The 18,930-nt window shown below is 66.0% G+C and carries 22 protein-coding genes; 12 read left to right on the top strand and 10 right to left on the bottom strand.

From position 1 onward, the window contains the following. The first annotated feature begins 19 nt into the window (after positions 1-19). Positions 20-1,216, top strand: a complete 1,197-nt coding sequence (locus ACSQ3M_RS03005) for an MFS transporter (RefSeq protein WP_436148578.1) — start codon at positions 20-22, stop codon at positions 1,214-1,216. Positions 1,217-1,225: 9 nt separating this feature from the next. Here the strand turns inward: ACSQ3M_RS03005 and ACSQ3M_RS03000 are convergent, their stop codons facing one another. Continuing rightward, positions 1,226-2,572, bottom strand: coding sequence for an Nramp family divalent metal transporter (locus ACSQ3M_RS03000; RefSeq protein WP_436148577.1), 1,347 nt, complete (start codon positions 2,570-2,572; stop codon positions 1,226-1,228). Between the two features lie 237 nt (positions 2,573-2,809). Between ACSQ3M_RS03000 and ACSQ3M_RS02995 the strand changes: the two genes are divergently transcribed. Next, positions 2,810-3,424: a DUF2155 domain-containing protein gene (locus tag ACSQ3M_RS02995; RefSeq protein WP_436148576.1), complete on the top strand. Its 615-nt coding sequence runs from the start codon at positions 2,810-2,812 to the stop codon at positions 3,422-3,424. Between the two features lie 2 nt (positions 3,425-3,426). Next, complete coding sequence (locus ACSQ3M_RS02990) at positions 3,427-3,807, top strand: VOC family protein (protein ID WP_436148575.1); 381 nt, start codon at positions 3,427-3,429, stop codon at positions 3,805-3,807. A 7-nt stretch (positions 3,808-3,814) separates the two neighbouring features. Here ACSQ3M_RS02990 and aat read toward each other — a convergent pair whose 3' ends face one another. From aat to ACSQ3M_RS02965, 5 genes are all read right to left on the bottom strand, one after another. Further along, entirely contained in the window at positions 3,815-4,492 is a 678-nt protein-coding gene (gene aat, locus ACSQ3M_RS02985) for a leucyl/phenylalanyl-tRNA--protein transferase (protein WP_436148574.1), read from the bottom strand. Between the two features lie 162 nt (positions 4,493-4,654). Beyond that, positions 4,655-6,019 (bottom strand): acetyl-CoA carboxylase biotin carboxylase subunit, encoded by a 1,365-nt coding sequence (gene accC / locus ACSQ3M_RS02980; RefSeq protein WP_436148573.1) that lies wholly within the window; start codon positions 6,017-6,019, stop codon positions 4,655-4,657. Between the two features lie 29 nt (positions 6,020-6,048). Further along, positions 6,049-6,513 (bottom strand): acetyl-CoA carboxylase biotin carboxyl carrier protein, encoded by a 465-nt coding sequence (gene accB, locus ACSQ3M_RS02975; RefSeq protein ID WP_436148572.1) that lies wholly within the window; start codon positions 6,511-6,513, stop codon positions 6,049-6,051. Positions 6,514-6,748: 235 nt separating this feature from the next. Then, positions 6,749-8,488: a hypothetical protein gene (locus tag ACSQ3M_RS02970; protein WP_436148571.1), complete on the bottom strand. Its 1,740-nt coding sequence runs from the start codon at positions 8,486-8,488 to the stop codon at positions 6,749-6,751. 111 nt (positions 8,489-8,599) lie between these two features. Then, positions 8,600-9,382, bottom strand: a complete 783-nt coding sequence (locus ACSQ3M_RS02965; RefSeq protein WP_436148570.1) for a DsbA family protein — start codon at positions 9,380-9,382, stop codon at positions 8,600-8,602. A gap of 373 nt (positions 9,383-9,755) precedes the next feature. Between ACSQ3M_RS02965 and ACSQ3M_RS02960 the strand changes: the two genes are divergently transcribed. Next, a complete protein-coding gene (locus ACSQ3M_RS02960; RefSeq protein WP_436148569.1) occupies positions 9,756-10,037 on the top strand; it encodes a YARHG domain-containing protein in 282 nt (93 codons plus the stop codon). 175 nt (positions 10,038-10,212) lie between these two features. Here ACSQ3M_RS02960 and ACSQ3M_RS02955 read toward each other — a convergent pair whose 3' ends face one another. Together ACSQ3M_RS02955 and ACSQ3M_RS02950 are read right to left on the bottom strand one after the other, a co-directional pair. After that, a complete protein-coding gene (locus ACSQ3M_RS02955) occupies positions 10,213-10,926 on the bottom strand; it encodes a DNA helicase (RefSeq protein ID WP_436148568.1) in 714 nt (237 codons plus the stop codon). 137 nt (positions 10,927-11,063) lie between these two features. Then, positions 11,064-11,999 carry a LysR substrate-binding domain-containing protein gene (locus ACSQ3M_RS02950; protein ID WP_436148567.1) on the bottom strand — a complete coding sequence of 312 codons (936 nt, stop codon included), beginning with the start codon at positions 11,997-11,999 and terminating at the stop codon, positions 11,064-11,066. 120 nt (positions 12,000-12,119) lie between these two features. On the opposite strand from ACSQ3M_RS02950, the gene ACSQ3M_RS02945 reads away from it, so the two are divergent. The 5 genes from ACSQ3M_RS02945 to ACSQ3M_RS02925 all read left to right on the top strand — a co-directional run bounded on the left by ACSQ3M_RS02945 (position 12,120) and on the right by ACSQ3M_RS02925 (position 15,964). Further along, positions 12,120-12,845 carry an SDR family oxidoreductase gene (locus ACSQ3M_RS02945; RefSeq protein ID WP_436148566.1) on the top strand — a complete coding sequence of 242 codons (726 nt, stop codon included), beginning with the start codon at positions 12,120-12,122 and terminating at the stop codon, positions 12,843-12,845. 11 nt (positions 12,846-12,856) lie between these two features. Next, entirely contained in the window at positions 12,857-13,318 is a 462-nt protein-coding gene (locus ACSQ3M_RS02940; protein WP_436148565.1) for a carboxymuconolactone decarboxylase family protein, read from the top strand. A gap of 11 nt (positions 13,319-13,329) precedes the next feature. After that, positions 13,330-13,701 carry an Atu4866 domain-containing protein gene (locus tag ACSQ3M_RS02935; RefSeq protein WP_436148564.1) on the top strand — a complete coding sequence of 124 codons (372 nt, stop codon included), beginning with the start codon at positions 13,330-13,332 and terminating at the stop codon, positions 13,699-13,701. Between the two features lie 146 nt (positions 13,702-13,847). Continuing rightward, complete coding sequence (locus tag ACSQ3M_RS02930) at positions 13,848-15,353, top strand: helicase HerA domain-containing protein (RefSeq protein ID WP_436148563.1); 1,506 nt, start codon at positions 13,848-13,850, stop codon at positions 15,351-15,353. Between the two features lie 2 nt (positions 15,354-15,355). After that, positions 15,356-15,964 (top strand): HAD-IA family hydrolase, encoded by a 609-nt coding sequence (locus tag ACSQ3M_RS02925; RefSeq protein WP_436148562.1) that lies wholly within the window; start codon positions 15,356-15,358, stop codon positions 15,962-15,964. Positions 15,965-15,966: 2 nt separating this feature from the next. Here ACSQ3M_RS02925 and ACSQ3M_RS02920 read toward each other — a convergent pair whose 3' ends face one another. After that, positions 15,967-16,536: a TIGR00645 family protein gene (locus ACSQ3M_RS02920; RefSeq protein ID WP_436148561.1), complete on the bottom strand. Its 570-nt coding sequence runs from the start codon at positions 16,534-16,536 to the stop codon at positions 15,967-15,969. Between the two features lie 213 nt (positions 16,537-16,749). Between ACSQ3M_RS02920 and ACSQ3M_RS02915 the strand changes: the two genes are divergently transcribed. From ACSQ3M_RS02915 to ACSQ3M_RS02905, 3 genes are all read left to right on the top strand, one after another. After that, entirely contained in the window at positions 16,750-17,199 is a 450-nt protein-coding gene (locus ACSQ3M_RS02915; protein WP_436148560.1) for a BA14K family protein, read from the top strand. Between the two features lie 132 nt (positions 17,200-17,331). Further along, positions 17,332-18,111 carry an exodeoxyribonuclease III gene (gene xth / locus ACSQ3M_RS02910; protein WP_436148559.1) on the top strand — a complete coding sequence of 260 codons (780 nt, stop codon included), beginning with the start codon at positions 17,332-17,334 and terminating at the stop codon, positions 18,109-18,111. 2 nt (positions 18,112-18,113) lie between these two features. Beyond that, on the top strand, positions 18,114-18,404 hold the full coding sequence (locus ACSQ3M_RS02905) for a putative quinol monooxygenase (protein WP_436148558.1): 291 nt from the start codon (positions 18,114-18,116) through the stop codon (positions 18,402-18,404). Between the two features lie 26 nt (positions 18,405-18,430). Here the strand turns inward: ACSQ3M_RS02905 and ACSQ3M_RS02900 are convergent, their stop codons facing one another. Further along, positions 18,431-18,799 carry a hypothetical protein gene (locus ACSQ3M_RS02900; protein WP_436148557.1) on the bottom strand — a complete coding sequence of 123 codons (369 nt, stop codon included), beginning with the start codon at positions 18,797-18,799 and terminating at the stop codon, positions 18,431-18,433. Positions 18,800-18,930 lie beyond the last annotated feature (131 nt).

Here is an 18,930-nt window from a genome sequence, read left to right as displayed (position 1 = left end):
CGAGTCGTCGAGGCATGTCGTGACCACACCGGCCTCCCTCGCCGCCGTCTCCCGCGCCATCCCGCGCAGCGTCTGGTTGCTCGGTCTCGTCAGCATGCTGATGGATATCTCCTCCGAGATGATCCAGACGCTGCTGCCGCTCTACCTCGTGACCGGACTTGGCGCCTCTGCCATCACCATCGGCCTGATCGAGGGCTTCGCGGTTGCGACCGCCATGGTCACCCGGCTCTTCGCCGGTGTGTTGTCGGACTGGTCCGGGCGTCGCAAACCGTTGATCCTCGCCGGATACGGGCTTGCGGCCCTGTCGAGGCCGATCGTTCCGCTCGCGGATACGGCAGGCTGGATCGCCAGCGCCCGTTTCCTCGACCGTATCGGCAAAGGCATCAGGAGCGCGCCGCGCGATGCGCTGATCGCGGATGTCACCCCGCCCGAATTGCGCGGTGCCAGCTTCGGCCTGCGCAAGTCGCTCGATACAGTCGGCGGCTTCGTCGGCCCACTGGTCGCGATCGGCCTGATGCTGCTGAGCGGCAACAACTTCGTCACCGTCTTCTGGATCGCAGCGGTGCCGGCACTGATCGCCGTCGCGGTCATCGCGATCGGCATCGAGGAGCCTGAGACCCCGGCCACCGGGAAACGCGGTGAGCGCCCCCGCCTCGCCACACTGGCGCAGCTCGACCCGGCGGTCTGGGTGGTGATCGGGCTCTGCGCCGTCCTCACCTTCGCTCGGTTCAGCGAAGCCTTCCTGTTGCTCAAGGCGCAGCAGGCTGGCTTCGCCCTCGCCTGGGTCCCGCTGATCATGGTGCTGATGCATCTGGTCTACGGCCTCACGGCCTATCCCGTCGGCATCCTGTCCGACCGCATGGGCCGTCATGGCATGTTGGCTGCGAGCCTCGTCTTCCTGATCGCCGCCGATCTCGTACTCGCCTTCGCGCAGACGCCGGGGCCGCTGATCGCGGGCATCGCGCTTTGGGGCCTGCATATGGGCTTTTCGCAGGGCATCCTCGCAACGCTGATTGCCGACAGGGCCCCGGCCGCAGCGCGCGGCACCGCCTTCGGCGCGCTCAACCTCGCGACCGGTCTTTCGGTTCTCATCGGCAATGTCGTCGCCGGAGTGCTCTGGGAACACTATGGCGCCGCCGCGACCTTCCTCAACGGAGCTGCCTTCGCCGCGCTCGCTCTGGTTGGCTTCCTGATCGCGGCCAAGCGTGGGCGCTGATCGCCCGCCTCACCCAGCCCCGCCGGCGAAATCGACCAGCAGCTTGACGTTCAGCGCCGCGATCACCACCGCGATCAGCACGGCGAAGGCGACGAGCCAGCGCGGCGCGACGAGCTCGCCCATCTTGGCCCTGTCGGCGGTGAACATCACCAGCGGGAAGACGGCGAAGGAGAGCTGCAGCGAGAGCACGACCTGGGTCAGGATCAGGAGCTTCGCCGTCCCGGCATCGCCATACCAGATCGTCACCGCCGCCGCCGGCACGATCGCGATCGCCCGCGTGATCAGCCGGCGCAGCCAGGGCGGCAGCCTGATCTTCAGGAAGCCCTCCATGACGATCTGGCCGGCGAGCGTCGCCGTCACCGTCGAATTGATGCCGCAGCAGAGCAGCGCGATGCCGAACAAGGTCGGCGCGATGGCCAGGCCGAGTAGCGGGCCGAGCAGCTTGTGAGCCTCGCCGAGTTCGGCGATCTCGGTCTGCCCGGTCTTGTGGAAGGTCGCCGCCGCCAGGATCAGGATCGAGGCATTGACCAGCAGCGCGAACATCAGCGCCACCGTCGAATCGATCGTGGCATATCTCAGTGCCTGGCGCTTTTCGGGCAGGCTCTCACCATAGGCCCGCGTCTGCACGATGCCGGAGTGCAGATAGAGGTTATGCGGCATCACCGTCGCGCCGAGGATGCCGAGCGCGAGATAGAGCATCTCGGGATTGGTGATGATCTGCGTCGTCGGCGCGAAGCCGCGGATGACCTGCCCCCAATCCGGATCGGCGAGCGCGATCTGGATGGCAAAGCAGATCGCGATCACGCCGAGCAAGGTGATGATCAGCGCCTCGACCCAGCGGAAGCCGAGCCGTTGCAGGTAAAGGATCAGGAAGACGTCGAGGGCGGTGATAATGACGCCGAGTTCGAGCGGGATGCCGAAGATCAGGTTGAGGCCGATCGCGGTGCCGATCACCTCGGCGATGTCGGTGGCGATGATCGCGACCTCGGCGAGGAACCAGAGCGTATAGGCGACAGGCTTCGGAAAGGCGTCGCGGCAGGCCTGGGCGAGGTCGCGGCCGGAGGCTATGGCGAGCCGCGCGCAGAGCGACTGCAGCACGATCGCCATGATGTTGGAGACCAGCGCGACGACGAGCAACGTGTAGCCGAACTTCGAGCCGCCGGCGAGCGAGGTCGCCCAGTTGCCCGGGTCCATATAGCCGACGGCGACGAGATAGCCCGGGCCGACGAAGGCGGCGGCGCGGCGCCAGCCGGGCCCGGAATTGCGTACTGCGATCGAGCGATGGACGTCGGCCAGCGAAGCCTCCCCCCGCTCGCCACGCCAGCCGGTCGGCTTTCCCTCGACGCGCGCTTCCATACGGACCCCAATTTTGCAGTTGCAAGCCATTCGCAAGATACCGACTTGCAAATGGCTTGCAACTGCATCTTTTGAGCCTGTGAGCATGCCAGCCATGGCAAGCACGCAGGACGCCGTCGGCTTTTCGGCCAGCCCGGCCGAGCAGACTCTAGGCCATCCGCCCTTTTTCCGCTGCGATTGCCGTGCTACTGCGCCCCGTCGCGGCTCGGCCGCGCTGCAAGAGAATCACAAGCCAGCATGCTCTCGCTCCGCAGGATCCTCGCCCTCGCCGCCGTCTCCGGCGCAGCGCTCGCGCTGGCCGTCCCCGCCAAGGCCGACCGCATCCGCAATCCCACCGCGGTTTTCGCCGGGCTCGACAAGATCACCGGCCGGATCATCTCCTTCGAGGTGGCGATCGACGAGACGGTGCAGTTCGGCGCACTGCAGATCACGCCGCGCATCTGCTGGACGCGCCCGCCGACCGAGGCGCCGCAGACGACCTCCTTCACCGAGGTCGACGAGGTCACCTTCAACAACGAGTACCGGCGCATCTTCACCGGCTGGATGTATGCTTCCAGCCCCGGCCTGCACGGCGTCGAGCACGCGATCTACGATGTCTGGCTGACCGACTGCAAAGGCGGCACAGAACTGGTGGTCGACCCGAAGGAGCCGGAAGCGCCGCCCCCGCCGACGGCCGGCCAGCGCCCCGAGCGTCCGGTGCGCCCGGCTCAGCAGACACCGAACCAGCCGCCGCCGAACCAGCGCATCGACATTGCACCACCGCAGGGTGTTCCGGTTCAGCCACGTGCGCCTACTCAGCGCTTCTTCCCGACCAACCCGGTCCAGGGGCGCGATCCCACCGGCAGCAACTGACGATGGCGCGGGTCACCGGCATCGGCGGCCTGTTCTTTCGCAGCAGCGATCCGCAAGCTTTGGCGGCTTGGTATGAGCGCCATCTCGGCATCGCCGACCTGAACAAGACAGTCTGGAGCCAAGAGGCAGGCCCCACCATCTTCGGTCCCTTCGCCGCAACGACCGACTATTTCGGGCGGCCGAGCCAGCAATGGATGGTGAACTTCCGCGTCGATGATCTCGACGCGATGATGGCGTCGCTGCGCGCGGCGGGCATCCCGGTCGAGACCCGGCCGGAATGGGATTCCGAGGTCGGCCGCTTCTGCCGCATCCACGATCCCGAGGGCAATCCGATCGAGCTATGGGAACCGTCGCCGATGGCGATCGGCGGGCCAGCAGCCTGAGAGGCGTTCAGCCAAGCAACTCCGCCAGCGCCACCTCGCCGCTGACGCGCTCGCCCGGTGGCCAGGCCCACCAGTCGCCCTCAGCCGCCACCGCCGCGTCGAGCAGGTCGCGATAGGCCTCGCGCGGGATCTCGCGCGTGCCGAACTGGGCGAGATGCGCGGTCTGGAACTGGGTGTCGAGCAACCGGTAACCGCCGCGCCGCAGCCGGGCGACGAGATGCACCAGCGCCACCTTCGAGGCGTCGGTCTCGCGGTGGAACATGCTCTCGCCGAAGAAGGCGCCACCGAGCGACAAGCCGTAGAGCCCGCCGACGAGCCTGCCCTCGCGCCAGCATTCGACGGTGTGGACGTAGCCGAGATGGAAGAGCTCGCCATAGAGCCCCCGGATGCGACCGTTGATCCAGGTCTCGGCCCGGTCCGGCCGGCTTTCGGCGCAAGCTGCGATCACCCCCGCGAAATCCTGATCGACCCGGATTTCAAACCGATCGGAGCGGACAACGCGCGCCAGCCGGCCTGGCAGATGGAAGGCGTCGAGCGGAATGATGCCGCGGATCTCGGGTTCGACCCAGAACAGGGCGGGATCGTCGGCGCTCTCGGCCATCGGGAAGACGCCGGCCGCATAGGCGCGCAGCAGGATTTCCGGCGTGATCGCCGGCGCGCGCGCGGGTGTGGAGCGGGCCTTCATGAGGTGATGGGAGCGCGGGTCGGCGGGGGAGTCAAACTCAGAACGTCATTCTCGGGCGGAGCGAAGCGCAGACCCGAGAATCTCGTGACGAGGAAGCTCCGACAAGAGCCTCATCGCGCCTGAGATGCTCGGGTCAAGCCCGAGCATGACGGGGCGCGCGCCTCACCCCTCGCCCGGCTCTTCCATGCCGCCATTGGCAAGGAATTTCTCCAGCCAATGGATGTTGTAGTCGCCGTTCAGGATGTCCGGGTTGCGCACCAGCGTGCGAAACAGCGGCAGCGTGGTATCGACGCCGTCGACGACGAATTCGTCGAGCGAACGGCGCAGGCGCATCAGGCATTCGTCCCGGTTGCGGCCGTGCACGATCAGCTTGCCGACCAGCGAATCGTAGTGCGGCGGGATGACGTAGCCCTGGTAGGCGGCCGAATCGACGCGCACGCCGAGCCCGCCCGGGGTGTGGAACGAGGCGATCTTGCCCGGCGAGGGCCGGAAGGTCGCGGGGTGCTCGGCATTGACGCGGCATTCGATGGCATGGCCCTCGATGACGACGTCCTCCTGCCGGATCGAGAGCGGCGCCCCGGCGGCGATCCTGATCTGCTCGTTGACGAGGTCGATCCCGGTGATCATCTCGGTCACCGGATGCTCGACCTGGATGCGGGTGTTCATCTCGATGAAGTAGAACTCGCCGTCCTCGTAGAGAAACTCGATCGTACCGGCGCCGAGATAGCCCATATCGGCCATCGCCTTGGCGCAGACCTCGCCGATCCGGTCGCGCTCGCCGGCATTGAGGGCGGGCGACGGGCCCTCCTCCCAGACCTTCTGGTGGCGGCGCTGCAGCGAGCAGTCGCGCTCGCCGAGATGGATCGCCCGGCCCTTGCCGTCGCCAAGCACCTGGATCTCGATATGGCGCGGCTTCTCGAGATACTTCTCGATGTAGACCGCGTCGTCACCGAAATTGGCCTTGGCCTCGGTGCGGGCGGTGGAGAGCGCAACGGACATCTCGTCCGCGTTGCGCACCACCTTCATGCCCTTGCCGCCACCGCCGGACGCCGCCTTGATGATGATCGGGAAGCCGATCTCGAGCGCGATGCGCTGCGCCTCATCGTCATCGGTGACCCCGCCCTCCGAGCCGGGCACGCAGGGGATGCCGAGGCGCTTGGCGGTGCGCTTGGCCTCGATCTTGTCGCCCATGCTGCGGATATGCTCGGCCTTGGGGCCGATGAAGGCGATGTTGTGCCGCTCGAGGATCTCGGCGAAGCGGGCATTTTCGGAAAGGAAGCCGTAACCGGGATGGACCGCGTCAGCGCCGGTGATCTCGCAGGCGGCGATCAGGGCGGGGATGTTGAGATAGCTCTCGCGCGCCGGCGGCGGGCCGATGCAGACGCTCTCGTCGGCGAGGCGCACATGCATGGCGTTGGCGTCGGCGGTCGAATGCACCGCAACGGTCGCGATGCCGAGCTCCTTGGCGGCGCGCAGCACCCGAAGCGCGATCTCGCCGCGGTTGGCGATCAGGATCTTGTCGAACATCTTCAGCCCGCTCCCGCCCGGATGGATCCTCACTCGATCACCAGCAGGGGCTCGCCGTATTCGACCGGCTGACCGTCCTCGACGAAGATCGCAACGACCTTGCCGGCGCGCGGCGCAACGATGTCGTTGAAGGTCTTCATGGCTTCGACCAGCAGCACGCGCTCGCCCGCCTTCACCTCCTGGCCGATCTCGATGAAGGGCTTGGCCTCGGGCGAGGGCCGGCGATAGGCGGTGCCGACCATCGGCGAGTTGACCGTGCCGGGATGAGCGGCGGCGGCCTTGGCTTCGAGCGGGGCGGCGGCTGGAGCCGCCGCAGGCGCCACGGCAAAGCTCGGCGGGGCCGCGACCGGCGCCATCATCGTCGCGGTGATGGTGCGGGCCACGCGGATGCGCAGGTCGCCCTTCTGCACCTCGATCTCGGTGAGATCCGTCTCGTTGATCAGTTGCGCCAGCTCGCGCACGAGTTCGGGATCGATGGGGCTCTTGGTCGCCATGGCGGATTTCACCGTCTTCGTGAGCTCGATGGGCGGGACGGCAGGGTCCCGAAGGAGATGCGCATATGCGAAGGAATGACGCCGGATCAAGCCGGCGGCCTCGCGATGTCGCGCGTCTTTACCCGGATTGGCGGGTCAGGAAAAGGGCGAAGGTCGAGGCATCCCCGTCATCGTTCGTCCAAACGACGATCGCCCAGCATCTGTATTGGACGAAGTAGAGCTTCGCGACGGAGTTCTACGCCGTTCCACAACGACCATCTGGAAAGCGCCGGCGCATCCCTGCGACCTGATGGAGAACGCGGCGACGATCCGCTTCGATCATAGACGCCAACACGCCAGCCGCTGTGGCATTCTGCTCGCCCAAGGTGAAAATGCCTACCACGAGTTCGGAGTTCCCTCGGTCAGGCTGGCCCCGATACTCCTCGACAATCGTCTCGACGGCGGGAAGCAGTTGCCCGCGCCATGGCTCATCAGCCGCACAAACGCCGGTTATTGCCGAGTCCCGCCTCGCGCTTCGCCCGCTGCTCAACCGGGACTGCAAAAGCCCGGTCGGATCAATTCCGAAGCGACCCACAACCTGCAGCAGGGGCGCGTAGTGCCACTGATCGGACAGCGCCGCTGTCGCCAGGAGACGTTCGCCATAGGGCTTCAACCTGTTCAGCGGCACCCGAATAAGAATCCAGACCAACTGATTTTGCTCATGCCCGATCGATTCCGGTGCGGGACGCTGCAGACGATCGAGAATCGCCTCGATCGCAGCCGCACCGATCAGGTCGAACTTCTGCATGACCTCGAAAATGCGCGCCTGCTCGGTCACGCGCGGATCCGTGATGAGACGCTCGAGCATTCGAACATCTGTGGGCGCGAGGTCCTTCTTCCCCTGCAGGCTGCCCAGATAAGCGCTGATGAACACCTTCAGCTCAGGCCCGAAAGCGTCGCTGCCGGGAGAACTTAGCAGGCGCTCTATTGTATCAAGAGGCAGCTCTTCAGGAGGAGTTTCCAGTGCCCGAAGTTTGAAACCCAGCGTCTCGCGCAACACCAAGCCGAGATCAGCTGATTTTAGCACGGCTTGCGTTTTCAGGAGGCCGAGCATCGACGACCCAGAAAGACTGACAGCTCCGTAGATGAGAGGGAAAACCGGCACTGACGCCCTCATCTCGGTCAGCCTTGCCAATGGCGATGTCGAACTCCCTCCTTCGCCGAAAACTTCGAAGCGTATGAGCGAGCGGCCCAACTCTGCGGGTTTTTCCAGCAGCAACCAGTCCGAAGCCCTGGTGACGAGAATCCTGACGCTCGGTAGCCACGCGTTACCCATAGTCGCGATGATGCATTCGCCACGCAAGGCGCGCAGCCGTGTGGCAGGTAAGGCGATTTCGGCCTGTGCAAAAGCCTTTGGACAGCTCCAGCGTTTTGCGTAGCTGTAGACAACGGAGGAGTGGGTAATGGTGAACCGCGCCGCTCCCCCTTTGCGATCGCGCGGAGAATCGTAGGCCTCTTGGATCGGCGTGACACGAAGCTCGTCGACTTCGCCGTTCAAAAGGAGAGTTTGGCAGTATTCCTCACATCGCGCATTAAGCAGCGGATCGTTAGGTCCGCCATACCCGGATGAGTTCGACAGGATTTCCAACCGCCGCGGCGGAGCAACAAGGCGGCCGGATATATCTTGAGCAAGGATTGGCCAGGCGTCGCGATAAGCCAACCACCGCCCCCATAAGCTAGGCCCGGCTGAGACCAGAACGATACCGACGATTCCGAGTATCACGCCCGCACGAAAATCCCGCATATCTCTCGAAAGAAAGAATCCGGGAGCAATCGCCGTCATATAAATCAGCGGAGTCGGCGCATAAAAAAAGAAACCAAGAAAAACAACTGTAAAAACGATTAACAATAACGGAAAATACAAAGATAATACAAAAAGAACCGCAACGACTACCGACAAGGCATAGGCCGTTACAAAAAACTTCATCGAACTCACGGCAGACACTCCGAACTAGGAGCTAGACCACCTTACACTCATCTAGATGTTGTAAATCCCGCCTCTGACGAGGCGGGATTCTGATGTTGAGCTTAACGAAATCGTGTGGCCTCAGCCGCTGCAATTCGTCTTGCCGCATTTGCGGACGGCGTCGATCTTCTGCTTCAGCGCCGGGGCGCCGACCGCGCCGAACACCACCTCGTCACCGACGATGAAAGCCGGCGTGCCGGTCAAGCCGAGCCGATCGCCGAGCGCGACCGTCTGCTCGATCACGGCGCGCGTCGCCGGCGCGTCCATCTCCTTCTTGACGCGCTCGATGTCGGCGCCCGCGTCCTTGGCGATTTCCAGCGCCTTGGCGCCGTTGATCCTGCCCTTGGTCGCCATCAGCTTGAGGTGGAAATCCCAATACTTCTGGCCCTGGAGCTGGTTCTTCACCGCGATTGCGACGCGGCTCGCCTCGACGGAATCAGGGCCAAGGATCGGGAAGTCCTTGATCACGACCTTGAGCTTGGGATCGTCCTTTGCGAGCACGCGGACGTCTTCCATCGCCCTTTTGCAGAAGCCGCAATTGTAATCCATGAACTCGACCAGGGTGACGTCGCCCTGCGGATTGCCGGCGATGACCGAGGTCGCGGGATCGGTCAGGCTGGCCTTCTCGGCCGCGAGCGCATTGCGCTGAGCCTCGACCTGCGCGACCTGATTGCGCTTTTCGAGCTCGACCATCGCCTCCTGGATCAGCTCGGGATTCTTGAGCAGCGTCTCGCGGATCAGCTCGACCACCGCCTTGCGCTGGTCGGGCGACAGCGCCTGGGCCTGCGCCGGCACAGCGGCGGCGCCGAGCGCACAGGCGGCGATGCCGGCGAGAGCCAGGCGGCGCAGCGAGGAGAAGATCATGGCGACGGTCCTTTCAGGGCGCGATTCGAGCGCACTATCGTTGTTGTTTGTCGGGTGCAACATAGGCGACGATGTCGCGAGCGCGCAGTGCCCCAGGCGACCCCTGCGGCAATTTAGCCAAGGCTCGGCTCGCTTGCGTATCGGCGATGGTCCACTCGTCCTTGGCAAAATGTGGGCGTTGAAGACGAAAGGGCTGCACGACCCTGGCGATTCTTGTCCTCCACGGGCGCGGCAGCGTCAATTCACAGCTTTGCCAGCGGAGCGACCCTGCGTTCCTGCAACAGGATCGTGATCCTGCCATGGCAAAGCGCGAAAAGGCTTGTCGCGCCCGCAAGGCAGGGCAACAGATAACGCGCAACCGCAAGAGGCCGTCATGTCGAAGCTGCTCCTCCCTGCCCTCGCCCTCGGGCTCGTCCTGCCGCTCTTCGCGACCGCGACGCCCGCAGCGGCCCAGAGCTGCGAGGATCTCTGGTATCAGCGCAACGAGATCTACAAGGCCCAGGGCTACTGCTTCCGCACCCAGCGTGGCATCAGCGCTTTCGGCAATGCCGGCTGCCAGTACGACAATGTCGAGGACGTGCCGCTCTCGGCGACCCAGCGCCGCGTCATCGCCGACATCCAGCGCGCCGAGCGCACGCATAGCTGCCCGCGCTGAGGCGTTTCCTGCTTCGTTTGAAGCGATTTCGACTGGTTTGAGTCGTCATTGCGAGCGAAGCGAAGCAATCCAGGGGGACGTAGAGCGCGGCCGCCCCTGGATTGCTTCGTCACTTCGCTCCTCGCAATGACGATTCTACTCGGTCTGAGCATGCTTCCGGCTTATCGGACCATCGCTAGCTCGCCGCCTGGAACCGCACCTCGCCCTGGTTCAGGAAGCAGGTCTTGCTGAACAGCGAGAGGTCCAGCGGGTTCGGCAGGCGGATGTCGCGGAGGTCCGGACAAGGCTTGATCGCCGGATCGTAGGATCGATCGATCTGCGAGATGAAGGCGAGGATCAGGCCCCTCTCCTGCGCGAAGGCCTTGAGCGCACGGATCTGGACCATAAGCTCGGGATTGCCGCGCTTCTGGTCGAGCAGTTGCAGATAGTCGACGATCGCGAGCGTGCCCCGCGGCGCCTCGGCCAGCGACCGCATGATGTGATCGGCGCTGATCGCGTCCGAATCGTCGAAGCCGAACAACGCCTCGAATTGCGCCGGATCGGTGCCGAGCGCCCTGAAACGATCCAGCACATCCTTCGCGGTGTACTCCAACGTGAAGAACACCGCCCGGCGGCCGGCTTTCATCGCCTCCATGGCGAGCTCGAGGCTGAGCAGTGTCTTGCCATGCCCCGGCCGCGCGCCGATCAGCAGCAAATCTCCGGGCGTCAGGCGGGCGAACAACTCATCGGCCGAAAATGAACCGGCCGATTTGGCCGCGAGCAGGCTCCAGGCGCCGAAACCTTCGCCGATGGCGACGCGGTCGAGCGCGAGATGGAGCGGGATGCTTTCCTTGCGCGCCAGAACCCTGGCCTGGCGCTTCAGTCGATAGACGGGTGCGGTGAGCTTCATCGATGACCTCCTGATGCGAGCCGTTTCCGCAACCCCTCCTTATGCGCAGCGCTCGAACAGTCGGTTCGACGATCGGATAGGCCCTGCACGGCAGCGTGCTTCCCGGTTGGAGGGAGGAGGCGCGGGCAGCGCCAGAATCAGAGCATAACCGATGCTGCTCGTGCCGTCGCCTCATGCCGATCCCAATTGAAGCTGCGCAGATGGTCGACGAGGGCGCGCAGCTTCGGCGCGGCGGCGCGGCGGCTCGGGTAATAGAGATAGAAGCCCGCGAAATACGGGCAGTACTCCTGCAGCAGTGGCTCGAGCTCGCCGCGCGCGATCGCCGGGCGGAAGCTCTCCTCCATGCCGAAGGTGATGCCGGCACCCGCGACCGCGAGCTTGATCATCAACGCCATGTCGCTGGTGGTGATCTCCGGCGCGACGGCGACACTGAATTCCTTGCCATCCTCGGCGAACTCCCAGCGATAGGGCGGCAGCTTCGGCCCCGGCCGCCAGCCGATGCAGCGATGCGCCGCCAGCTCGCGCGGATGCTCCGGCACACCGAAGCGCTCGCGATAGCTCGCCGCGCAGACGGGCAGCTGGCGCTCCTCGCCGCCGATCACGACGGCGATCATGTCCTGCTCAATAACCTCGCCGAGCCTGACCCCGGCATCGTAGCCGGCGGCGACGATGTCGAACTCCTCGTCGGTCACGGTGATGTCGAGCTCGACCTCCGGATTGGCCGCGGCGAAGCTCGACAGGAACGGCCCCGACAGGAAGCGCTCGGCGATCGACGAGACCGCGAGGCGCAAGCGCCCGCGCGGGCCGGCGCGCAAATCCCGCGTCGCCTCGACGGCGGCGCGCAGGTCAAACAGCGCGGGCGCAAGATCGGCAAGGAGACGCTCGCCCGCCTCGGTCAGGCTGACGCTGCGCGTGGTGCGCTGCACGAGCGCGATGCCGAGCCGCTCCTCCAGCTTTCTGATCGTCTGGCTGACGGCCGAGCGCGTGACGCCGATGCGGCCCGCCGCGCCGCGAAAGCTCCGCTCCTCGGCGACGAGCGCGAACACCGCGAGGGCGTTGAGTTCCATCTCCATTGGTTAGAAAAACTCTCCAGATTGGAAAGGAATGGGCGGCTTATCGCGACAATGACCTGCTCCTAGCTTTCGGGCAACCGCAACGATGCGGTTCCACCGAACATCCAGACGGAGATCGACATGGCTCTCGACAAGGTCGTCCTCATCACCGGCGCCTCCAGCGGGATCGGCGCCGGCATCGCCCGCGAGCTCGCGGCCGCCGGAGCGACGCTGATGCTCGGCGCGCGGCGCACCGACCGGCTGGATGCGCTCGCCGAAGAGATCGCGGCGAAAGGCGGCGAGGTCCGCACCCGCCGGCTAGACGTCACCGACCGCGCCGATGTCGCCGCCTTCGCCGACGCAGCGCGCGACGCCTTCGGCCGCGTCGACGTCATCATCAACAATGCCGGCGTCATGCCGCTCTCGCCGATGGCCTCGCTGAAGGTCGACGAGTGGGACCGGATGGTCGACGTCAACATCAAGGGCGTGCTCTACGGCATTGCCGCGGTGCTGCCGGAGATGACGGCACGCGGCTCCGGCCATGTCATCAACATCGCCTCCATCGGCGCGCTCAGCGTTTCGCCGACAGCCGCCGTCTACTGCGCGACGAAATACGCCGTGCGCGCGATCTCGGACGGGCTGCGCCAGGAACACGCCGACCTGCGAGTCACCTGCATCCATCCCGGCGTGGTCGAGAGCGAGCTCGCCGGCACCATCACCGATCCGGCCGCGGCCGAATTGATGCGGAGCTATCGCGCCATCGCGCTCCAGCCGGACGCGATCGGCCGGGCCGTGCGCTTCGCGATCGAGCAGCCGGACGATGTCGACGTCAACGAGATCGTCATCCGCCCCACCGCCGCCCGCTGAGGAGGAACACCATGACCATGTCGATACAGTCCCCGCTGCGCGCCGCAGCCACGGCCTTCGCCATCGCGGTGATGCCCGCTCCTGCCATCGCCGAGTCGAGCGAGGAGCGCCGCAAGCGCGGCGAGGCCGTCGTCCGCAGCCTGAACAACAATGCCCCCCAGCCGGCGCTGGAGCGCATGCGGCAGGAGTTCCCCTTCCTCGCCGACGCGACCGAGGCCTATGCGCTCGGCGATGTCTGGTCGCGGACCGGCCTCGACAGCCGGACGCGCCAGCTCGCTGCGGTGGCGGCGTTCGCCGCGACCGGCCAGACCGCCTTCATGAAGGTCCACGCCGGCTACGCGCTCAACATCGGCGTGTCCGAGGGAGAACTGAAGGAGATCGTCTACCTGATCACCGTGCCGGCCGGCATTTCGCGGGCGATCACGGCATCCCAGGCGCTGTCTGAACTCTTCGCCGAGCGCCGCAAGCCGTGAAGGGAACGATCATGACCCCCTTGCTCGTGAACGCCTTGCTGTTGCTGGCCGCCGGCGTCGGCCTTGCCACCACGACCATCAAGACTGAACCTGAAGGATCGACCCGCATGATGATTGCCCAGACCGCCGCGGCCCAAAGCCCGCAGACCCACCCCTATGTCGGCATGTGGGTCACCGCCGACGGCCATGTCCGCCATAACCTCCTGCCGAACGACCGCTATGACGAGGCACGCGGCAATCGCGAGAGCGCCTATCGCGGCCGCTACAAGGTCAGCGGCAATTATATCGAGTACTGGGACGACACCGGCTTCACCGCCGACGGGACCTTCGTCGACGCCGATACGCTGCATCATGGCGGCATGATCCTGCGTCGCCGCCCCTGACATGAGGTGTCGGAACCGCCGCGCATTTGTTGTGGATGCGGCATCCGGCAGCACCAGCGTGCTCGCGCCCGCGTGCTAGACCACCCCGCTCGCTCGTCCCGCTCCGGGGCGGGCCGCGGGGACCTCAAGGCGACACGCTGGCTGGCATGAAGACGGGCATCGAGATGGGCGCGACGGCGGGCGGTGGGCCGGCTGAGCTCGACCTGGCCGAACTGCTGGCGACGCGGCTCCTGGTCCAGGGCAATTCCGGCTCGGGCAAGTCGCATCTGCTGCGCCGCCTGCTGGAGCAGAGCGCGCCGCTGGTCCAGCAGGCGATCATCGATCCCGAGGGCGACTTCGTCTCGCTCGCCGACCAGTTCGGCCATGTCGTGGTCGACGGCACCGCGAGCCCGGTCGAACTGCAGAAGATCGCGCTGCGCGTGCGCCAGCACCGCGTCTCTGTCGTGCTCAACCTCGAAGAGCTCGACGCCGACGAGCAATTGCGCGCCACCGCCGCCTTCCTCGGCGGGCTGTTCGAGATCGACCGCGCCCACTGGTATCCGATGCTGGTCGTGGTCGACGAAGCCCAGCTCTTCGCGCCGGTGATGGCGGGCGAGGCCTCGGACGAGGCGCGGCGCCAGTCGCTTGGCGCGATGACCAACCTGATGTGCCGCGGCCGCAAGCGCGGGCTCGCCGGCGTGATCGCGACGCAGCGCCTCGCCAAGCTCGCCAAGAACGTCGCGGCGGAAGCCTCCAACTTCCTGATGGGCCGCACCTTCCTCGACATCGACATGCAGCGCGCCGCCGATCTGCTCGGCATGGACCGGCGTCAGGCCGAGATGTTCCGCGATCTCGAGCGCGGCCAGTTCGTCGCGCTCGGGCCTGCCCTGTCGAAGAAGCCGCTGCCGGTCCGGATCGGCCCGGTCGCCTCAGTCGATCGCGGCGGCGCGCCGAGTCTGCTGCCTTTGCCGGAGCAGGCGCCAGAAGATGCCAGCAAGCTGATCTTCACCGCCGGCGAAGGCGAGGCCGCCCCTGCCCCTTGGCCGCGCCAGCCGCGCCCGCGTCCGGCGGTGGCGCCCGAGATCATCCGCCGGATCGAGACGCACCAGCCGGTGCCGCCGCCCGAGCCCGAGATCGAGATGGACCCGGCCGAGCGCGCGGCGGCGCTGGTCGAAATCCTGAACGAACTGCTCGACGATCCCGAAGCGCGCGACCGGCCGGTCGCCGTGCTCTACCAGGACTTCACCGTGCGCTGCCGGATGCGCCGCGTCAGCGGCCCGGAGACCGGGTTGGACGCTTTCCGCAAGCGCCTCGCCGTCGCCCGCGCCGGGGCGAGCGAAGCGGTGTTGTCGTCGGAGGCCTGGGAGAAGGCGCTGACGGCGGCCGAGACCCTGCCGGAGGATCTGCACGGGCTCTTCCTGTTCATCGCCCGCAGCGCGATCGAGGGAGCGCCCTGCCCGTCCGACGCCGAGCTGGCCGAGGCCTATGGCAGCCATTCGCCGAGCCGAGCGCGCCGCCTGATCGGCTATATCGAGGAGCGCGGCCTCCTCGTCTGCCATGTCGATTTCCGCGGCCAGCGCACGCTGGCGCTGCCGACGCTCGGCGTCGAGACCGCGCCGGGCCTCGCCTCGCCATTGGTCAAGGGCCTGCCGCCCCGACGCGCGCGGGGGTAGGTGTGATCCGAGCGCTCCTCGTCGATATCGATGGTGTGCTCGTGACCGGCCGTCCTGAGGACGGTTTGCCTTGGAGCCATGGCCTCGAGCGCGATCTCGGCATCCCGCCCGACCTGCTCCAAAAACACTTCTTCGCCCGATATTGGCCGGATGTCGTCACCGGCCGCGCCGGACTGCGCGAAACGCTTGCGCCAGTCCTGGCTGAGATCGCCCCCGCAGTGAGCTGCGAGGTCCTTCTGGAATACTGGTTCGGTCGCGATGCGCAGCTGAACGAGGCTTTGATGCAGGAGATCGCGACGCTGCGCCGTGACGGCCTGATCGTCGCCTTGGCGAGCAATCAAGAGCATCTACGGGCTCGCTACCTTTCGGAGCGGCTCGGCCTTGGAGCGCAGGTCGACCACTTCTACTATTCGGCGGCAATCGGCGCCCGAAAGCCAGACGTCGCCTTCTACCGCCGCATCGAAAGCGATCTGGGCGAGACGCCCGAAGCGCTTCTCCTGATCGACGATACCGTGGAGAACGTTCACGCCGCGCGGCAAGCCGGCTGGCGGGCCGCCCACTGGGCGACCCCACTACGCCTTGCCGATATCGTGGCCGAGGCTGGTTCTTAGCCTCAATGCCCCTTGCTGGTGCCGCTGAGGGTCATCTTGTCGACCCAGGCGATGCCGAGTGCCGAGACGATGAAGATGGTGTGGATCAGCGTCTGCAGCAGCACGCCCGTGGTCGTGTAGTTCGTCGCCGTCGGCCCGCCGATATTGCCGGCCTCGATGAAGGTCCGCAGCAGGTGGATCGACGAGATGCCGATGATCGCCATGGCGAGCTTGATCTTGAGCACCGAGGCGTTGACGTGGCTGAGCCATTCCGGCTGGTCAGGATGGTTCTGCAGCCGCAGGCGCGAGACGAAGGTCTCGTAGCCGCCGACGATCACCATGATCAGCAGGTTCGAGATCATCACCACATCGATCAGGCCGAGCACGACCAGCATGATCTGCTGCTCGCTGAAATTGAAGGCGTGGCTGACGAGGTGCCAGAGCTCCTTCAGGAACAGGAAGACGTAGACGCACTGCGCCACGATCAGGCCGAGATAGAGCGGCACCTGCAGCCAGCGCGAGGCGAAGATCACCATCGGCAGCGGCCGCAGCGGCGCGTTGGCGGGAAGGTCGGATGGATCAGCGGCGGCCATGGGGCTCCCAGTCGGGTTGATGCATGCGTCAAGGGTTAGCCAGATGGGGCCGAAACCGGCGCCATGCAACCCGGATCGCGCCTCCTGCCCGAGGAATTTGTTGAAATTTCGCCGTGTTTTGCGTCTACTTCCGAGGCTGAGGTCACAGCTTCGGGCGTTATCGGTAAGCACGCCCGGCAAATCCTCCCATCCGGGAGGGAAAAGGAGTTCGAGATGATCAGGACGACGATGATCGCCGCCGCGCTTGCGGGCGGCTTCGCCCTCGCGACGCCGGCAGGCGCCGCGCCGCTTGCGCCCGCTACGGCCGTGGTTGCCACCGCCGGCACGACCAATCTCGTCGAGCAGGTGCAGTATCGCCGCTATTACGGGCCGCGTTACGGCTATCGCGGCGGCTATTATGGACGCGGCTATCGCTACAACCGCGGCGCGGCCGTCGGCGCCGGCATCGCCGCCGGTGCGCTCGGCGCCCTCGCCGCTGGCGCCCTGCTCGCGCCTGGCCCGGTCTATGCCGCGCCGCCGCCGCCGGTCTACATGGCACCGGCTCCCGTCTACGCCTCACCGGATGGCGACGCGATCGCCTATTGCTCGCGCCGCTTCCGCACCTACGACCCCGAGACCGGCACCTATATCGGCTCGGGCGGCGTGGTCCGCGCCTGCCCGTAAGGCCTTGTCGGATACGCAGAGCAATCCAAACCTCCCGGCCTTGGCCGGGAGGTTTTTTGTGGTCGCTGCTGACTTGCATTGACGGCTTGGCCGTCTCTTATTCTCCGCTCGTCTGAAATCGGAGCCGGCCCCGTGCGTATCGCCACCTGGAACGTCAATTCGATCCGCCAGCGCCTGACGCATGTGCTCGCCTTCCTCAAGGAAGCCGAGCCCGACGCGCTCTGCCTGCAGGAGCTGAAATGCGTCGATGCCGATTTCCCGCGCGCCGAGATCGAGGACGCCGGCTGGCAGGTCGCGATCCACGGCCAGAAGGGCTTCAACGGCGTCGCTATCATCTCGCGCAGCAAGCTCGAGGATGTCCGCCGCGGCCTGCCGGGCGATGATCGTGACGAGCAGGCGCGCTATCTCGAAGGCGTGCTGCCGCATGGCAACGGCGTGGTGCGGCTGGCCTCGATCTATCTGCCCAACGGCAACCCGCCGAACACCGAGAAATACCCCTACAAGCTCGCCTGGATGGAGCGGCTGGCAGTGCATGCGAAAGGCCTGCTCGCGCATGAGGAGCCGCTGGTGCTCGCCGGCGACTACAATGTCATCCCCGAGCCGCGCGATGCCCGCGATCCGGCCGCCTGGACGGGCGATGCGCTGTTCCTGCCGCCGACCCGGACCGCCTTCCGCAAGCTGCAGAGCCTGGGCTTCACCGAGGCGCTGCGCGCCACCACCGACGCAGCCGGGCTCTACACCTTCTGGGATTATCAGGCCGGCGCCTGGCAGCGGAACAACGGCATCCGCATCGACCATCTCCTGCTTTCGCCGCAGGCGGCCGACAAGCTCGGCGCCGTCTCGATCGCCAAGCATGTCCGCGGCTGGGACAAGGCCTCGGACCATGTGCCGGTGCTGATCGAGCTGAACTGAGCATGCTGAAGGTCATCGCCCAGGACTTCATCAGGCCGGAGAGCATCGAGCTGGTGAAGCCGCTCTACCGGGAACTGGTCGAGAAGACGCGGGCTGAGCCGCTCTGCCTCGCCTATGATCTCTTCATCGACCAGAAGGATCCCGGGCATTTCGTCTTCGTCGAGCAATGGCCGGATCAGGCGGCGCTGGACGCCCATTGCCGGAGCGAGCATTTCACCCGGCTGGTGCCGCTGATCAACCAGCACCAGCGGCAGGACTGCATCGTCACGCTGATGGGTGCGTTCGCAGCCTAGGCAAAGGCTGGCTTCAGGCGTCGCGGCTATTGCGACGAGCCGCGCTTGATACCGTCCTTGATGAACACCCGGAACGGCGTCGTGCCGCTGGCGCTGCCATCGGCCGAGCGCCATTGGCCCTTGCTGCAGAGCACGCCGCCTTGCGTCTGCGTCGCCTCGAACTCGATCAGGTTGTGATAGGTCGTCCCGTTCGGCTCGACGGCGCGGAACTTCGTCGCGCATTTGTCGCCGGAGACCACCGGATCATAGTCGTGGATCATGATCCCGCCGCCGCCCGTGCTCGGAAACGGGTTGGTCAGCGGGGACCAATCGCCAAAGTTCTCCTGGGCGCCGGCGCCGTGGATGGCGAGCGCGGTACACGCTGCGATGAAGCTGAAGAATGCGGCGTCGCGCATGGCAAGGCCTCCGAGGTCCGATACCTCGGCTACGTGGCCTGACAGTGCTTGGATGCAGTCGCGCACGCATCGGGCCGAAAAGTGGAATCCACTTTTCGGAAGAATCCGATGCTAAAACTATGTGATAGATC

The sequence above is a fragment of the Allobosea sp. LjRoot90 genome, assembly GCF_964254315.1.
GTDB lineage: Bacteria > Pseudomonadota > Alphaproteobacteria > Rhizobiales > Beijerinckiaceae > Allobosea.
This window is presented reverse-complemented; position numbering and strand designations above follow the sequence as displayed.

Bases quoted from the DNA above. Each gene is read 5' to 3' on its own strand.
- aat (WP_436148574.1), bottom strand. From the start codon at position 4,492: ATGAAGGCCCGCTCCACACCCGCGCGCGCGCCGGCGATCACGCCGGAA.
- ACSQ3M_RS02965 (WP_436148570.1), bottom strand. From the start codon at position 9,382: ATGATCTTCTCCTCGCTGCGCCGCCTGGCTCTCGCCGGCATCGCCGCC.
- ACSQ3M_RS02930 (WP_436148563.1), top strand. From the start codon at position 13,848: ATGAAGACGGGCATCGAGATGGGCGCGACGGCGGGCGGTGGGCCGGCT.
- accB (WP_436148572.1), bottom strand. From the start codon at position 6,513: ATGGCGACCAAGAGCCCCATCGATCCCGAACTCGTGCGCGAGCTGGCG.
- ACSQ3M_RS02945 (WP_436148566.1), top strand. From the start codon at position 12,120: ATGGCTCTCGACAAGGTCGTCCTCATCACCGGCGCCTCCAGCGGGATC.
- ACSQ3M_RS02955 (WP_436148568.1), bottom strand. From the start codon at position 10,926: ATGAAGCTCACCGCACCCGTCTATCGACTGAAGCGCCAGGCCAGGGTT.
- ACSQ3M_RS02950 (WP_436148567.1), bottom strand. From the start codon at position 11,999: ATGGAGATGGAACTCAACGCCCTCGCGGTGTTCGCGCTCGTCGCCGAG.
- accC (WP_436148573.1), bottom strand. From the start codon at position 6,019: ATGTTCGACAAGATCCTGATCGCCAACCGCGGCGAGATCGCGCTTCGG.
- ACSQ3M_RS02990 (WP_436148575.1), top strand. From the start codon at position 3,427: ATGGCGCGGGTCACCGGCATCGGCGGCCTGTTCTTTCGCAGCAGCGAT.
- ACSQ3M_RS02960 (WP_436148569.1), top strand. From the start codon at position 9,756: ATGTCGAAGCTGCTCCTCCCTGCCCTCGCCCTCGGGCTCGTCCTGCCG.
- ACSQ3M_RS02935 (WP_436148564.1), top strand. From the start codon at position 13,330: ATGACCCCCTTGCTCGTGAACGCCTTGCTGTTGCTGGCCGCCGGCGTC.
- ACSQ3M_RS02905 (WP_436148558.1), top strand. From the start codon at position 18,114: ATGCTGAAGGTCATCGCCCAGGACTTCATCAGGCCGGAGAGCATCGAG.
- ACSQ3M_RS02995 (WP_436148576.1), top strand. From the start codon at position 2,810: ATGCTCTCGCTCCGCAGGATCCTCGCCCTCGCCGCCGTCTCCGGCGCA.
- ACSQ3M_RS02915 (WP_436148560.1), top strand. From the start codon at position 16,750: ATGATCAGGACGACGATGATCGCCGCCGCGCTTGCGGGCGGCTTCGCC.
- ACSQ3M_RS02940 (WP_436148565.1), top strand. From the start codon at position 12,857: ATGACCATGTCGATACAGTCCCCGCTGCGCGCCGCAGCCACGGCCTTC.
- ACSQ3M_RS02900 (WP_436148557.1), bottom strand. From the start codon at position 18,799: ATGCGCGACGCCGCATTCTTCAGCTTCATCGCAGCGTGTACCGCGCTC.
- ACSQ3M_RS02920 (WP_436148561.1), bottom strand. From the start codon at position 16,536: ATGGCCGCCGCTGATCCATCCGACCTTCCCGCCAACGCGCCGCTGCGG.
- ACSQ3M_RS03000 (WP_436148577.1), bottom strand. From the start codon at position 2,572: ATGGAAGCGCGCGTCGAGGGAAAGCCGACCGGCTGGCGTGGCGAGCGG.